The organism is Catonella sp., assembly GCF_052173895.1.
In the GTDB taxonomy this organism is placed as follows: domain Bacteria; phylum Bacillota; class Clostridia; order Lachnospirales; family Lachnospiraceae; genus Catonella.
The window spans coordinates 1-14,770 of record NZ_JBQMXS010000011.1; the positions used below are offsets into that span (position 1 = coordinate 1).

Genomic DNA, 14,770 nt, shown 5'->3' on the forward strand with positions numbered 1-14,770 from the left:
AAATCCATCTCAATATTTTCAAATGGGTTAGGAGTTTTTCCACCTATATTAAGATACCATTTCTTAATCGGAGCCTCATCACCTGCATTTGATGCATCATAATCAGATCCACCCTCTTCTACAAGTGTCTTAAACTTACCTGTAGTTCCATCAAATACCATATTAAATTTGGATTCATCTCCGAAATTAGGCTGACCATTCTCAACACTATCAACTTGCCCCACATCAGTAGGATTCAGTTTCTCTTTACTTAGTTTTGCTCCCCAACCTGTTGGTGTATACTCTGTTGAGCCATCATCATTTTTCTTTTCTGTATACATTATGGACTTACCATCTCTAAGTATGTCCTTAAGCTCTATATTATAGGCATTGTCCGATACAGAACTCTGCTTAATTACAAACTTAGCTGTATACTTATATCCTAATTTATCATAGAAGTTCATCTGGAAAGTACGCCCTGCTGAACCTGATGCCATCTGAGTATCTGTCTTATCTATGTTTCCTGAAATATAAGATGCTTTAGTAGCCTCAGGGTCTGTATACATATTCTCAGGTGACATTATATTAAGGTTAGACACTGGACCTGGCTTAGTCTTTGTAGGGTCATCAGGATCTACCTGCCATCCCTGTACCTTAGCACCGTCAGAAGTGGTAAGAGTACCATCAGCATCTACTGTAAATGCACCATTTTTTGTAAAATAAGTCCTTCCACCGTTCTTAGTTATAAAGAATGAATCCCCTGAAAGCATACAGTCAAAAGCATTATTGGTAGTCTGTGAACCACCTGCTCCTGAAATATTTTTAGAAATAGCTGCTACATTGGCACCAAGACCTATCTGCTTGGAGTTGATACCACCTACATTTGTCTCCTTATTAGGGCCTGAAGATGCCTGTGTAGTCTGATAAAACACATCAGAAAACACTGTAGAACTGGACTTAAAACCAACTGTATTTACATTCGCTATATTGTTACCTATAACATCCATCTTGGTCTGGTGCACTTTAAGTCCTGCAACACCAGAAAAAAGTGATCTCATCATAATGTATGACCTCCATCGTAAACTTCTTATTATATAATAATTATTTAGCTTATTACTGCTCCATCAATATTTGTGAAAATTTTGTCTCCACTATCTCCTACAGCAGTGACTACCATATTATTCTTTACATTTACTATAAATGCAAGTTCGTCAACTACTATAAGCGATTCATTGATTCCTTTCTGTCTTGCTCTGTCAGTTCCTTCTGAAAGTCTTGATATCTGTTCATTTGATAAATTGATATTACGACTGGCAAGCCTCTCGTTTGCGTGTTTGGAAAACCTTAGTTTTCCCGTTTCTTTTTCGGACTCATTTATAAGTATATCCCTAAAACTATGTCCTGTAAAGACAGCATTATCTTTAACCTTGCTTTCTTTTAATTCTCGGTCAAGATATCTTCCTCTAATCTGTTCAATAGAGCCTAAACTCCCATTATTTAATTTCATGACCTCACCTCATATTTAACTTATTCGGCAGCTTGGAGTAAAAAATATTATTTAATATCATCTTCATCCTTTCCCCATGCTACCTTTATGAGGTCAAGGAGTTTTTTGCTTATTTTCTTCTGCCTTCTTATCATTATCCGGCTTATTATTCTCTTCGGTCTTCTTATCAGACTCGGTCTTCTTATCTCCCTCAGCTTTCTTATCAGCCTCAGTCTTCTTATCTTCTTCAGCTTTCTTATCAGAGTCGGTCTTCTTATCTCCTTCAGTCTTCTTATCAGACTCAGTCTTCTTGTCCCCCTCAGCTTTCTTATCAGCCTCGGTCTTCTTATCTCCTTCAGTCTTCTTATCATTTTCAGGTTTCTTAGGCTCATCACCCTCTGTAACCGTCAGAGAAAGATTTGTATTATTATGTGTATTAAAGTCATTCTTAAACTTAACATCTACTTTGTAGTATCCCGGCTTTAAGTCCTTAAATGCCTCCGGATAAACTGTTACAAGTCCATCTTCATCTACTGTGAAGTATTTAGCCGGAATATCTTTTCCACCTATATTAAGTCCAAGGGCAGTTGCCTTTCCAATTCCCTCACCCATATGTACTCTAAACTTCACAACACCAGGATGATCCTTATTAAACTTCAGATTCTTATTTTCAACCTTTGGAATTACATTTCCCTTTAAATATTCAGGATTAATAACCGATTGTAAATCTGATGCCGGATACATATTTCCACCGATTGAAAGGTAGGCTTTATTTCCTTTTATTGATACAAAATCAACCTTTCCACTTATGGTAGTTTCTTTTCCATCTGCACCCTTAGTAGCCATCACAACTTCCTGCCCAATAAGACTGAAAGCCTGTGCATTAGCCATAGTCGCATTCATATTCTGCATCTGCTCAAGAGTTGAATAAGTTGCAAGCTGCGATACCCACTCTGTATTACTCTGAGGCTGCAGTGGATCCTGATTTTCCATCTGAGCGCAGAGGAGTTTTAAAAATGAGTCCTTACCTAACTTATTCATCTCATCAGCAGTTTTTATTTTTTTTATATTTTTAGTCTTGTTGATAACACCATCTTTTATCTGTGCCTCAAGACCTTTATCAGTTCTTGTAGAACTATAGTTTGTACTAAAATCTGCCATATTTTGCCTTTCTATAATCTTGCTATGCTCCAAGATTTATATTGCTACCTGTTCCATCATCCGTATAGGCTCTGATTGCCTCTTCCGGTGAAACTGATACCATCTCAATTCCATCCTCTCCATCAATAGCAAAATTTCTATTTCTCTTATTTTTCTTTCCTTCTTCTCCGGTACTGTTGCCCTTATTTTCTCTGCTAATTCCATTTTCTGAAATCATTACAGATACGCTCTCCACCTTAAGTCCCTGATTTTCAAAATTTAACTTAAGTGTAGCTATCTGACTTTCAAGAGCCGCCTTAGCCTCAGCTGTTTCTACCCTAAACTCAGCTTGCATAATGCCATGTTTAGCGGACACATTTACAGCCACTTTACCAAGAGTTTCCGGAGTAAGTAAAAACTCAAGACTTGTCTTATCCGGAGCATGAAGATTCTTTATCTGATTTGTAACCTGCTCAAGTATTGCCTTAGCTGTTGTTCCTTCCGGAAGTGCCCCTGTTCCTTCAAGTTCCTTTACATTTGCTGCAATATTTTCAAAAAGTTTCTGTGCTGAAACTTCTACAGCTCCTGATGATATATTTCGCTTATCTCCACTTGAATTTTTATCATTACCGTCAAACTCAAACATAGGTTCTTGCGAATTTGCCCCATTTACATCTCCTACTAAGGGAATCATTACAGCCGACTCTTGTATATCTTGTTCAATAACCTTGTCAGTCTCTGTTTCTTCCCTTATTGTAACAAGCTCTGCAGTTTCAGACTTCTCAAACATTTTAGCAAGAATTTCACCAAGGCTTACCGATTCTTTTTTCTCAGACTCAATTAGCTCTTTTATTACCTGATTCTCATCTGCGACTCCTTCTGTCATTCCGGAAGTCATTTGCTCCATATCATCCAGATAACTGTTTAAGACTTCAGAAATCCCCTCTAAATCCTTAAACGCCTCATTATTTGTGAGGATAGCTGAAATATTATCAAGTCCGTTCATCTCAGTAACAAACCCTTTCCAGCTATCAATGTCCAGCAAATTATCAGATGTTAAATCAGCTCCTATCATAAAATCTTTAATAACAGTTTCATCAGCCCCTGTTTTATTAGAAATATCAGCTATAAGACCAGCAAGTATTGCCATTAAAGCCCCTATGCCTTCACACTGCTCTTTACCATCATCTTTTAGTTCTTTTGTAAATATCTGTTTTACAGACTCTTTATCCGCCTGACAGGTACTGTCTTTTACATTGTATAAAGCCCCACCCTTATCATCAGATGTTCTGTCCTTCACATTATTTACAGCTTTATTATCAGCATTTGCAGTTTGTATATTCCCTCCTTCCTTTGAATTTTTTTCAAAAGCATTACTAACTTTTGATTCTCTTGCATTAGCTTTAGTCATAGCTGAATTATTTTCTTTATTCAGTATGTCTGAAAAAGATGCATCAGTACTACCAGTCTGTGCCTTCGCCTTAGCATTTGCTGATGGTAAAACAGTATTCAAATTGACCTGTGCTGCCATCATAAAAAATCTCCCTCCTATCCTCAATATTTAAGTGTAAGATACACCTCATATATATTATCGGATAAAAGAGGGAGAAAATCAACCCTATTTTCCTTGTAGTAATGAAATTTTTTTTGTTACCTTCGCTGCCATATTAGTATCCATTTTAGCTAAAATAGCTCCTGCCTCTTTAGTTTTCATATGCAGTAAAATATTAGAAACTAAATCTAGGTCTCCACCCATTCCATTTAGAATCTTAGCCGCTTCTTCAGGTTTCATACTCTTATACATCTCTGCCTGCTCTACTAATTTTCTTTCAATTTCCTGCTGCTCTACTACCTGCCTATAAATTTCAGCTGCATTATCAGGACTGATTGTTTCATAATATTTCTTATACTCTTCTATGTCCGGAGCTTTATTATTAAAAACTACCTCTTTATCAAATTTATCCTTTTCAGTCTGAAATTGTAATTGGTTTTCTTCAAAAGTCTTAAGCCTTGCAACCTCTGCCTCAAGCTGTGCAAGATAATTTGCATCACCTTTTCTACTTCCGTTAGCAGCTGCAAGTGCAGATTCAAGTTCTTTTATTCTATCCATAGCCTCAGGAAGATTCTTATATGGATAATTATTTTCCTCTGCAGCCTGTTCGTCAGGTATATCCGGCAAGATTTCACTAATTACAGGCATATCCTTAAGAATAGGTCTAAGCACCGTAGAACCAAATCCACCTACATCATACTTAATAAGAAATGCGAATATTCCGAGCCATATTGCAACTATAAAAAGCACAATTATAAGTGTAAGTATCTTACTTAATATACCCTCTTTCTCTTCGCCTTTTTCTCCACTCTTTTTCTTCTTATTTTTCTTTCCTGTCGGCTGACTATCTTCCACTGTATCTTCTAAGTTGTCCAAGTCATTCATCTCATCCATATCAGCCCCTACCTCCACTCTTCTTCATTTCTATTAGTTCCATATTTATATGCTACCAGCTCATCTACTAGTTTAGCTTCTTCATCATTCATTTCTTTTACAAACTTATTAAAGGCCTTTTCTTTAAGTTTTTCTTGAATTTTTCTTTCTTTCATAGCCTCAACCATCTTGTCCTGTTCAATTTTCACCTTACCCTCAGCCTTTTTAACCTCAATCTTTTGCAAACCTATAAAATAATCCATACTTTCATAGGCTAAGACACCTCGTTTTATAACATTGACATCCAGTTTGCCATTACAAGATAATCTAAGACTATTTTCATAATCTTTTTTTCTTGCATACAAACCATTCAACCTGTCCTCTTCATTATTGAGATTTATCCTTGCCGTAGCTAAGGCCATTTTCTGCCTGTCTTCAAGTTTACTTTTCAAATCAAGAATATTTTGCATCCTATACTTAAATTTTGCCATACTCCACCTTATTCAACACTACTCAGTCTCTGCAAATATTGCTCTTAAGCCTTCAATCTCATCACCCAACAAGAATTTCTCCTCCGTACTCTGCATCAAAAAAGCATTGACCTCTTTTATCTTGCTTATTGCAAAATCAATATCTTCATTAGCTCCTGCCTTGTATGCACCAATATTTATAAGATCCTCTGCTCCATTATATGTAGCAAGCACATTTTTCATCATTCCTGCTAATTTTTTATGCTCAGCTGTTGCAATGGATGACATACACCTTGATATACTTTGTAAAACATCAATAGCCGGATAATGATTTTTCTGAGCCAAGGCTCTTGAAAGAATGAAGTGACCATCAAGTATACCTCTCGCAGTATCTGCTATTGGTTCATTCATATCATCTCCATCAACAAGCACTGTGTATAAGCCTGTGATAGAGCCTCTCTCTGCATTACCTGCTCTCTCCAAAAGTTTAGGCATTTCAGAATATACACTTGGCGGATACCCCCTTGTAACCGGTGGCTCTCCACTTGCAAGCCCAATCTCTCTCTGTGCCATAGAAAATCTTGTAAGGGAATCCATCATCAAAAGAACATCTTCGCCCTTATCCCTGAAAAACTCCGCAATCGCAGTAGCTGTTTTAGCAGCTTTTTTTCTTACAAGAGCAGGCTGGTCTGAAGTTGCAACTACTACAACTGAGCGTTTCATTCCTTCTTTACCTAAGTCTCTTTCTATAAATTCTCTTACTTCCCTACCTCGCTCTCCTATAAGAGCGATTACATTTATATCAGCCTGAGTGTTCCTTGCAAACATTCCCATAAGAGTACTCTTACCTACACCTGAGCCTGCAAATATACCTACTCTCTGTCCCTTTCCTATAGTTAAAAGTGTATCTACTGCCTTAACACCAAGTGGTAAAATGTCTTCTATCATCTGTCTTGAAAGCGGATCCGGTGGCATAGCTTCCACTGAATAACTATCTTCTTTCTCAAAATCAAGGCTCGCATCAATAGGACGCCCCAATCCATCTACAGCCATTCCAAGTATTCCATAGCCTACATCAACATGAAAGGGAGCTCCTGTACTTTCAACAAGACTCCCTACTCCTACACCTTCTACATCTCCATAGGGCATAAGCAGAATACGATTGTCACGAAATCCAACCACCTCTGCATAAGTTCCCTTATTTTTTTTATTATTGGAATAAATTATACATAAATCATTTATATTAGCATTAGGTCCAAGAGACTCTATTGTAAGCCCTATAAGCTTTGTGACCTTACCATATTTTTTCTCTAGAGGCTGTTCTAAAAGGGAATAATACTTATTTATGTCTAACAATACTATACCCTCCCCTCATTAATTATATTATTTTTTACTTCCCGCCAATAACATTATTGAATTGACAAGGGTTGTAAGTCTAGTGTCAAGTCCTGCATCTATTACGCAAGAATCAGTCTCTATTTTGCAGCTGTTAAGTGGTAGTACATGGTCTGCTATTATTTCAATATTGGCATGACTTCCAACAGCCTCCCTAATATAACCCTCTCTGGAACTTACATAATCAAACTGCTCTTTAGGAACATGAATTGTATAGCTGTGGCTTATCTCTGCATTATTTATAGCTGATACAAGCATATTATATATCACTGATTCATACTCTTTTGCGACTATCCCTGTCAGCCTTTCAACATAGTCAATTACCAACCTTGCAAAAAGAGGTTCCAGGCTTTCTTTTTCAAGTTCAAACTCCTCTCTAAGCCTTTTTCTCTCTTCTTCCAGTTCTTCAAGCTTAATATTAAACTCCGCTTGAGCCTTTTCACATCCATCTCTATAACCGGCTTCTGTAGCTGCTTCTCTAAGACTACGTTCCTTTATCTTAGCCTCCTTTATAGCTTGGCTCATTACCTGCTGTTTCATTTCTTCAGCTTCTAAAAGAATTTCATCTGCACGCCTTCTAGCTTCTTCTTCAATTTCTTCCGGAGTAAGCTTTGGTGGTTCTTTAACCATAAGTTCAGGAACAATTTCTCCTAAAAGCTCCATCCTCTCTTCCGCTTCCCTTGCAGCCTTCTCTTCCTGTGCCTTAATAAGCGAGGCAAAGTAAGAATCTGCCCTTGAATTAGAATCTATTACAAAACCATCAGTCTCGCCTCTAGCTCTTGAACTTTTAATAATATTAGACAATTATCTCGTCTCCTCCACCACGTGAAATAATAATTTCTCCTGAGTCCTCAAGTTTTCTTATAATATTAACAATCTTCTGCTGTGCCTCTTCAACATCCTTAACACGCACAGGTCCCATAAATTCCATCTCTTCCTTTATCATAGATGCCAAACGCTTTGACAGGTTTGTAAATATAGCTGTCTGTACCTCTTCGCTGACATTCTTAAGAGAAATAGAAAGGTCGTTATTATCAACATCACGAAGTACACGCTGAATAGACTTATTGTCAAGCAGCAGGATATCCTCGAATACAAACATCTTTCTACGAATCTGATCTGCAAGCTCAGGCTCTTCAATTTCAAGAGTTTCCATAATATGTTTCTCTGTACCACGATCAACAGTGTTGAGGATTTCTACTATACTGTCTACGCCACCCACAATAGTATAATCTTGATTTACAAGAGAATTCAGTTTCTTTTCAAGCACATCTTCCACTTCCTTTATAACATCAGGTGAGGTTCTGTCCATAGTTGCTATACGCCTTGCAACATCAGGCTGTTTTTCGGGTGGCAGGGAAGATACCACTGCAGCAGCCTGTGATGTAGGCAGGTATGACAAAATAAGGGCAATAGTCTGTGGATGTTCATCCTGAATAAAGCTTAAAAGCTGTGAGGCATCTGCCTTTCTTACAAATTCGAACGGTCTTACCTGTAAGCTTGCTGTAAGCTTGCCAATAACAGACTGCGCCTTGTCTGCACCAAGTGCCTTTTCCAAAAGATCTCTCGCATATCCAATACCACCTTCTGAAATATACTGCTGTGCAAGACAAATTTCATAAAATTCATCTAGAACCGCATCCTTTATTTCTGGGGAAACACTCCTCGTATTGGCAATCTCCAGGGTAAGCTCTTCTATCTCTTCATCCTTAAGATACTTAAATACTGATGAAGATTTTTCCGGTCCGAGTGCAATCATAAGGATTGCACCCTTTTCCACTCCTGTGTATTCAGCATAAGTCTTAGCCATTCTTTACCCCCATTCATCACTCAGCCAGTTACGCAACAGCTGAGCTGTAGCTTCAGGATTTTCATCCACAAATTTCTCTATCATCTTTCTAGTCTCAGACTTATCTGAGAATTCAATATCATCAAGTGACTGATTTTCCTTAGTTGTAGCTAATAGCTGTTCCACTGAAAGTTCCGGCTCAAGCTCAACAACCTCAACCGGTGCAAGACCTCTAAACACTACAAATATAAGCAATGCAACAATGAGAACAGCGAGCACAATCATAAGTATATTAGTGAATGTGAAGAATCCTCCTGTCTCATCCGGCTGGAACAGCGGCACCTGCCAAGCAAGTACTTGAATATTTGCCTCTGGAACTCCGGTAGCTCTCGAAACCAAGGTTATAACATTCGCAGGTACAGTAAGCTCCTTTGCTTCCTGATTGGCAAACATAAATTCGTCAAAAGTTGTTCCTTCAAGCTTGCCATTTTTCTTCATTTCTGACTCATTATAGTTGATATAAGATATTAACGTTATAGCAATTGATGATTCATTAGGCTTAATCGCTCCCATAGCAGCCTCTGTATTAGTTACCTTCTTATTAGGTAAATAATCATTTTCCTTTATGGAAACATTTCCTTGATTATTCCCTCCTGACTGAACCATATAGTCAGTTTCACTATTGGAGTCAGTACCCGGTATTCCACCATTTCCATTTGAATTCTGAGCCTCATAGTTATAGTCATGTGACTTTAATCCCTGCTCAGCTCCCTCAGGCGGAGTATATTCTGTATATACCGAACTAATCTTATTCATATCAAATATAAAATTAGCTGCTACCTTTGCATCATCATAAGCCGGAAGTCCTACAAGAATTTTATAAATTTCTTCTTTCTTAACTCCGGTTACATTTTTCTCATAATCACTTATGGAATTAATGCCACCACTAAATATATCATTGTCAGCACCATTGAATAACAGATTTCCATTCTGGTCTGCAATTCTAATAGCCTTTGTACTATCGTTTCCTACTGCTCCTGCAAGTATATTTGCTATAGTTTTTGCATTATCCTGTTTAAAATTACTGGTCACCGTTAAAATTACACTCACCGATGTATCCTTGGTTTCTGCAAAAAGAGTATTCCCTATAGTTGGTGAAGTAATTGAAACTATAGCATCTTCAACATTATCCATATTTAACAAGACCTGCTTTAACCAATCCTGTTTATATAAGTTAGCCTTTAACTTCTTCTCACTCTCTGTGGTAGAAAAACCATTGTCAAAAAGCTGATCTAAAGACATTCCAATCGAAGGAATATCATTCTTAGCCAAAACAAGCAAGGCGTTCGAATAATCTTTTTGGTCTACAGATATAGTAAGCGCATCATCAGACAACTCATAAGAAATCCTATTATCTTCCAATAGGTCTTTTATTTTAGCTGCATCTGAGGCTTTCTCTGCTCTCATAAGCGTTGTCATAACCGGTCTTGTTACAAAATAAGACACCAGTATAATTGCAAGAAAAACTCCTACTCCAACAGCAAGCATTAGTATCTTTTGTACTGGCGAATATTTATTCCAAAATTCCAAAAAACGGGCAGGAATCTTCCTCAATCTTTCTAAAAGTGTATTCATCTACAATTTTCTCCTCAGCAGTATTAAAGTAAAATTAGAACTGCAGATTCATTATTTCCCTATAAGCTCCCATAACAGCATTCCTAATTGCCACTGTATATTGCAGAGAAATATTTGCCTTTCTCTGTGCTACCATAAGATCTGCTATATTGTCAGAATTGCCAAGGGCAAATTTCATTTCTTCCTGCTCTGCTGCATTCGTAAGATCATTCGTCTGTTTAACCATATCTAGGGCAGATTTAAATATGTTCTCAAAACCTTCACTTCCACTACCCTGAACTACACCTGCCTGTGAATTTTTTGTATTAATTCCATTAATATGTTTCAGTGGGACTAAACTACCTATTGCAGCAATATCCATTATCCTCATCTCCAAAATAATATTATTAAACCATTACTAATAAGTTCTACTGTGTTCCACCCATTTCAAGAGCTTTCATAATCATGCTCTTAGTAGCATTAAAAGCAGTTACATTTGCCTCATAAGACCTGGTTGCATCTATCATATCAACCATTTCCTGAACAGTGTTCACATTTGGATAACTTACATATCCGTCCTCATTCGCATCCGGATGAGACGGGTCATACACCATCCTAATCGGACTTTTAGTGTCATCATAAATGTTAGTTACCTTAACTCCATTTCCAACTCTTCCTGCTGTTCTAAGGAGGATTTGAGAAAATCCTGTTACATCTTTTTCCTGAAATACTACATTCTTTCTCCTATACACCTGTCCATTCTGATCCCTTGTAGTATTTATATTAGCTATATTCTGTGCAATTACATCCTTTCTAAGCTGCTGTGCAGTCATACCTGTAGCACTTATATCCATTGCTCCAAAAACCGACATTTATAATACCTCTCTTTTATTTTTATAAATTTTTTAAGTAGCCGATGTTAAAGCCAGCTTAAGTCTGGAAAACTCCTGTGTCATAGAATCTAACAACGTATAATACCTTATCTGATTCTCTGCAAGATAAGTATTTTCCGTATGAATGTCTACATTATTTCCATCCACACGATAACTAAGGCTTGCATAATCTGTATAAGCTGTACCGTCAAGTCTATTTAAATCAGTATTTGCAACTCTATGTCTAAGGTTTCCCCCTCTAATCAGTTCCATTGCAAGATATGATTCAAACTGAACATCCTTCCTCTTGTAGCCCGGAGTATCATTATTGGCAATATTATTTGAAATCATGTTATGTCTAAGCCAACTCGCATCCGCAGCCTTCCCTAAAACATTAATAAAATTATATGCATCTGATGCAATCATATTAAAAACTCCTATATTAAAATATGGTTGTATTAATTATAGCCTAATACATCTATTATAAATATATTTCTATAAAATTACAACCTAATTCCAAAATTAGTTTAAAAATATACAAAGGGACTCAGTCTTAAACCAAATCCCTTTGCTTTTATAAATGCTCCATCATTTATTATTGACCTTAGTCAATTCATCAAATACCACATCATTAAGCACTTTAATATAAGTACCTTTCATTCCTGAGGATCTTGATTCAATAACTCCTGCACTTTCAAACTTCCTTAAAGCATTTACAATAACAGACCTTGTAATTCCAACTCTATCAGCTACCTTACTGGCAACCAACACTCCTTCATTTCCGTTCAGTTCACCCAAAATATGGGTAATGGCCTCAAGTTCTGAGAATGATAAGGTGTTTACTGCTGATTTAACGATCTGAATTTTTCTGCTCTCCTCAGCATTCTCCTCATTGACTGACCTCATTATCTCAAGCCCTACTACAGTTGTTCCATACTCAGATAATATAATATCATCAATATTGTATGTTTCATTTTTCTTATAGATAAACAATGTTCCAAATCTGTCACTGGCTATATCTATCGGTATGATAATAGCCTGATACTCACTTACTCCTTCAAATTCAAAGCCTAAGGTTGTAAGATTAACATTTTCTTTAGTAGACAGGATACTAAGTAGTCTCTCATTCAAATTACTGTCTATATAGCAGCCGACATCATCTTGAATAAGTTCCTTTATTGCCGGTATGTCCTCTCTATTCTTTATCCCTAAAACTTTTCCTTTTCTGCTAAGCACTATAATATTAGAGTCTAATATTTCGCTCAGCACTCCGCAGATATCGTTGAAGACCACCATGTGAGAATCGTTGTTGTGCAGTAACTTATTGATTTTTCTTGTTTTATCCAATAACTGAACACTCATTCCTAGCCCCTCCTGATGCTCTCTAATAAAAGAGATAAATTTAAGTTGTATAGAGATTGTACCACATAATTGTATTAATAATCAAGATAAATTAATTAATTGCTCAAATTATTAATTTATTTTCTCACGCATCGTGTATTGTTCTTCATTAATAATTATTTATCATTAATTGTTTTGGTTTTTACAACAACTTTTTGGCACTCTTTATTAGAACATACGAGCTTTCCGCCCTTTTCAACAGTATAAGAACCACATTCAGGACATTTTATTTCAGAAGGTTTCTGCCAGCTTATAAATTCACACTCAGGGCTTTTTTCGCATGAATAAAAAGGACGACCTTTTTTAGTTTTTCTTATAACAACTTCTGAGCCACAATTTGGACAAGATATTCCAACTTTCTCTAAATAAGGCTTGGTAAACTTACAGTCAGGAAAACCGGGGCAGGCTAAGAATTTACCATGTGGCCCATATTTAATTACCAAATTCCTCTCACAATTCGGACAAAGTTCTTCCGTAACTTCATCTTGAATCTCAATTTTCTCAAGATTTTCTTCTTCGTTCTTAACTTCTCTCTCAAGGTCAGGATAGAAATTTCTCACAATTTCTTTCCAAGCTATATCTCCGGTTTCAACTTTATCAAGCAGGCCTTCCATCGTTGCTGTAAAATTTGCATCCACTATTTCAGGAAAAGCAACATTCATAATCTTATTGACAACTGTACCTATCTCAGTAATAAAAATCGCTTTATTTTCTTTTGCCACATATCTTCTTGCAAGAATAGTAGTGATGGTTGGCGCATAGGTACTGGGTCTGCCAATTCCAAGCTCTTCTAAAGCTTTAACTAGTGATGCTTCTGTAAAATGTGCAGGTGGCTGGGTAAAATGCTGTGCAGCATCAAACTTTTCAAACTTAAGCTCAGTGTTTTCATCTATATTACCGGAAATACTATCTTCTTCCTTTTTAAAATCAGCCTCAACATAGACCGACATAAAACCATCAAACTTAAGTTTTGATGCAGATGCAGTAAAAATGTACTTCCCGGCAGTTATCTTTACAGACTTTATATCATAGACAGCAGGTTTCATTCTGCTTGCAATAAATCTCTTCCATATAAGAGCATAAAGTCTAAACTGATCCCTAGAAAGAGAATCTTTTACTGCTACAGGTGATAAATCTGTATGAGCAGGCCTTATAGCCTCATGTGCATCTTGAATTTTTGTTGATTTATTTTTTTGAGGCTGTATTTCAGATAAATATGCCTCACCATAAAACTTTTCTATATACTCCCTTGCAGCCTTGTCCGCCTCTTCCGAAACCCTTGTTGAATCGGTACGCAGGTAGGAAATAAGTCCAACAAGTCCTTGTCCCTTTATTTCAACACCCTCATAAAGTTGCTGTGCCACTCTCATAGTTTTCTGCGTCGAAAAATTCAAACTTTTTGAGGCTTCCTGCTGCAAGGTACTCGTTGTAAATGGAAGTGGTGCCTTCCTCATTCTTTCCGAATTTTTAATATCTGTGATTTTATAATCAGCATTTTTCAGGCTTTTTATAATTTCATCTACTTCTTTTCCTGATGAAATAGGCAATTTTCCTGTTCCGTCTCCATAAAACTTAGCTATTACAGGTTTTTTTATTCCTTTAGCACCAAGATGTACATCAAGAGTCCAATATTCTTCAGGAATAAATTCATTTATCTTATCTTCTCTGTCGCTTATAAGTTTAAGGGCAGCAGACTGCACTCTTCCGGCAGAAAGTCCTCTTTTTACTTTTTTCCAAAGTAAAGGACTGATGCTATATCCTACCATCCTATCCAACACTCTTCTAGCCTGTTGTGCATCCACCAAATCCATATCTATATCCCTTGGGGATTTAATTGCATTTTTTACAGCTGTTTTTGTAATTTCATTAAATGTAATTCTTTTATACTTGCCTTCTTCTAATTTCAGCGCACTTACTAAATGCCAAGATATAGCCTCTCCCTCACGATCCGGGTCAGTTGCAAGATATACTTTATCTGATTTTTTGACTGCCTTTCTAAGTGCAGACAACAGCTCTCCCTTTCCTCTTATAGTTATGTACTTTGGTTCATAGTCATTCTCAACATCCACTCCCATCTGACTCTTCGGCAAATCTCTAACATGACCCATAGATGCTATTACTTCGTAGTTTGTGCCGAGATATTTCTTAATTGTTTTAGCTTTTGCCGGTGACTCAACTATTACCAAGTATTTAGGCATT

Annotated in this window: 15 protein-coding genes; all 15 read right to left on the reverse strand. The window is 36.8% G+C overall.

The window, feature by feature from the left end; genetic code table 11:
- A partial coding sequence (locus ACTTG8_RS03980; protein ID WP_442560831.1) for a flagellar hook-basal body complex protein occupies positions 1 to 1,040 on the reverse strand: 1,040 nt, incomplete at its 3' end.
- A gap of 44 nt (positions 1,041 to 1,084) precedes the next feature.
- Complete coding sequence (locus tag ACTTG8_RS03985; RefSeq protein ID WP_442560832.1) at positions 1,085 to 1,486, reverse strand: TIGR02530 family flagellar biosynthesis protein; 402 nt, start codon at positions 1,484 to 1,486, stop codon at positions 1,085 to 1,087.
- A 93-nt stretch (positions 1,487 to 1,579) separates the two neighbouring features.
- Complete coding sequence (locus ACTTG8_RS03990; protein ID WP_442560833.1) at positions 1,580 to 2,626, reverse strand: flagellar hook capping FlgD N-terminal domain-containing protein; 1,047 nt, start codon at positions 2,624 to 2,626, stop codon at positions 1,580 to 1,582.
- 22 nt (positions 2,627 to 2,648) lie between these two features.
- A complete protein-coding gene (locus tag ACTTG8_RS03995; RefSeq protein ID WP_442560834.1) occupies positions 2,649 to 4,139 on the reverse strand; it encodes a flagellar hook-length control protein FliK in 1,491 nt (496 codons plus the stop codon).
- 84 nt (positions 4,140 to 4,223) lie between these two features.
- Positions 4,224 to 5,051: a MotE family protein gene (locus ACTTG8_RS04000; RefSeq protein WP_442560835.1), complete on the reverse strand. Its 828-nt coding sequence runs from the start codon at positions 5,049 to 5,051 to the stop codon at positions 4,224 to 4,226.
- 8 nt (positions 5,052 to 5,059) lie between these two features.
- Entirely contained in the window at positions 5,060 to 5,521 is a 462-nt protein-coding gene (gene fliJ / locus ACTTG8_RS04005) for a flagellar export protein FliJ (protein WP_442560836.1), read from the reverse strand.
- Between the two features lie 18 nt (positions 5,522 to 5,539).
- A complete protein-coding gene (fliI, locus tag ACTTG8_RS04010; protein WP_442560837.1) occupies positions 5,540 to 6,856 on the reverse strand; it encodes a flagellar protein export ATPase FliI in 1,317 nt (438 codons plus the stop codon).
- A gap of 27 nt (positions 6,857 to 6,883) precedes the next feature.
- The gene (locus ACTTG8_RS04015) at positions 6,884 to 7,699 is read right to left on the reverse strand and encodes a FliH/SctL family protein (RefSeq protein ID WP_442560838.1); all 816 of its coding nucleotides are present in this window, start codon (positions 7,697 to 7,699) and stop codon (positions 6,884 to 6,886) included.
- Positions 7,692 to 8,705, reverse strand: coding sequence for a flagellar motor switch protein FliG (fliG, locus tag ACTTG8_RS04020; protein ID WP_442560839.1), 1,014 nt, complete (start codon positions 8,703 to 8,705; stop codon positions 7,692 to 7,694). Before fliG ends, ACTTG8_RS04015 begins: the two co-directional genes overlap by 8 nt.
- 3 nt (positions 8,706 to 8,708) lie before the next feature.
- Positions 8,709 to 10,319, reverse strand: a complete 1,611-nt coding sequence (locus ACTTG8_RS04025) for a flagellar M-ring protein FliF C-terminal domain-containing protein (RefSeq protein WP_442560840.1) — start codon at positions 10,317 to 10,319, stop codon at positions 8,709 to 8,711.
- A gap of 34 nt (positions 10,320 to 10,353) precedes the next feature.
- Positions 10,354 to 10,680, reverse strand: a complete 327-nt coding sequence (locus ACTTG8_RS04030; RefSeq protein WP_442560841.1) for a flagellar hook-basal body complex protein FliE — start codon at positions 10,678 to 10,680, stop codon at positions 10,354 to 10,356.
- Between the two features lie 46 nt (positions 10,681 to 10,726).
- A complete protein-coding gene (flgC, locus tag ACTTG8_RS04035) occupies positions 10,727 to 11,170 on the reverse strand; it encodes a flagellar basal body rod protein FlgC (RefSeq protein ID WP_442560842.1) in 444 nt (147 codons plus the stop codon).
- A 33-nt stretch (positions 11,171 to 11,203) separates the two neighbouring features.
- A complete protein-coding gene (gene flgB / locus ACTTG8_RS04040) occupies positions 11,204 to 11,596 on the reverse strand; it encodes a flagellar basal body rod protein FlgB (protein WP_442560843.1) in 393 nt (130 codons plus the stop codon).
- Positions 11,597 to 11,758: 162 nt separating this feature from the next.
- On the reverse strand, positions 11,759 to 12,532 hold the full coding sequence (gene codY, locus ACTTG8_RS04045; protein ID WP_442560844.1) for a GTP-sensing pleiotropic transcriptional regulator CodY: 774 nt from the start codon (positions 12,530 to 12,532) through the stop codon (positions 11,759 to 11,761).
- 155 nt (positions 12,533 to 12,687) lie between these two features.
- Positions 12,688 to 14,769 (reverse strand): type I DNA topoisomerase, encoded by a 2,082-nt coding sequence (gene topA / locus ACTTG8_RS04050; RefSeq protein ID WP_442560845.1) that lies wholly within the window; start codon positions 14,767 to 14,769, stop codon positions 12,688 to 12,690.
- Between the last annotated feature and the right edge of the window lies 1 nt (position 14,770).

Excerpts from the sequence above, each read along its gene's own strand:
- ACTTG8_RS03985 (WP_442560832.1), bottom strand. The coding sequence starts at position 1,486 with ATGAAATTAAATAATGGGAGTTTAGGCTCTATTGAACAGATTAGAGGA.
- ACTTG8_RS03990 (WP_442560833.1), bottom strand. The coding sequence starts at position 2,626 with ATGGCAGATTTTAGTACAAACTATAGTTCTACAAGAACTGATAAAGGT.
- ACTTG8_RS03995 (WP_442560834.1), bottom strand. The coding sequence starts at position 4,139 with ATGATGGCAGCACAGGTCAATTTGAATACTGTTTTACCATCAGCAAAT.
- ACTTG8_RS04000 (WP_442560835.1), bottom strand. The coding sequence starts at position 5,051 with ATGGATGAGATGAATGACTTGGACAACTTAGAAGATACAGTGGAAGAT.
- fliJ (WP_442560836.1), bottom strand. The coding sequence starts at position 5,521 with ATGGCAAAATTTAAGTATAGGATGCAAAATATTCTTGATTTGAAAAGT.
- fliG (WP_442560839.1), bottom strand. The coding sequence starts at position 8,705 with ATGGCTAAGACTTATGCTGAATACACAGGAGTGGAAAAGGGTGCAATC.
- ACTTG8_RS04025 (WP_442560840.1), bottom strand. The coding sequence starts at position 10,319 with ATGAATACACTTTTAGAAAGATTGAGGAAGATTCCTGCCCGTTTTTTG.
- ACTTG8_RS04030 (WP_442560841.1), bottom strand. The coding sequence starts at position 10,680 with ATGGATATTGCTGCAATAGGTAGTTTAGTCCCACTGAAACATATTAAT.
- flgC (WP_442560842.1), bottom strand. The coding sequence starts at position 11,170 with ATGTCGGTTTTTGGAGCAATGGATATAAGTGCTACAGGTATGACTGCA.
- flgB (WP_442560843.1), bottom strand. The coding sequence starts at position 11,596 with ATGATTGCATCAGATGCATATAATTTTATTAATGTTTTAGGGAAGGCT.
- codY (WP_442560844.1), bottom strand. The coding sequence starts at position 12,532 with ATGAGTGTTCAGTTATTGGATAAAACAAGAAAAATCAATAAGTTACTG.
- topA (WP_442560845.1), bottom strand. The coding sequence starts at position 14,769 with ATGCCTAAATACTTGGTAATAGTTGAGTCACCGGCAAAAGCTAAAACA.